Below are 244 nucleotides of genomic sequence, written 5' to 3'. Positions count from 1 at the left end.
CTTATTCGCTGGCAAAAAGACGGCCGATTAATAAGTCCTATGTCATTTATCCCTGTAGCCGAAGAAACCGGTATTATCATCCCTATTGGACGTTGGGTTATCGAGCAAAGCTGTAAAGTCATCAGGGAATGGCAACGTAAATATAATTATGCTATCCCTATTGCTGTGAATGTGGCCTCGCAACAATTTGCAGATGCCAGTTTAGTACCTGATATTAAGCAACTGGCGATCCGTTATCAAATAC

The 244-nt window shown here is 41.8% G+C and carries 1 protein-coding gene; it reads left to right on the top strand.

Annotated elements, in window-relative coordinates; all coding sequences use genetic code 11:
* The coding region (locus tag AAEZ02_RS23270) for an EAL domain-containing protein (protein WP_351125569.1) at positions 1–244 on the top strand (244 nt) is incomplete at both ends.

The organism is Shewanella sp. T24-MNA-CIBAN-0130 (genome assembly GCF_040310185.1).
Classification (GTDB): domain Bacteria; phylum Pseudomonadota; class Gammaproteobacteria; order Enterobacterales; family Shewanellaceae; genus Shewanella; species Shewanella psychromarinicola.
Note: the sequence above shows the minus strand (reverse complement) of the source record. Positions and strands in the feature narration are given on the sequence as shown.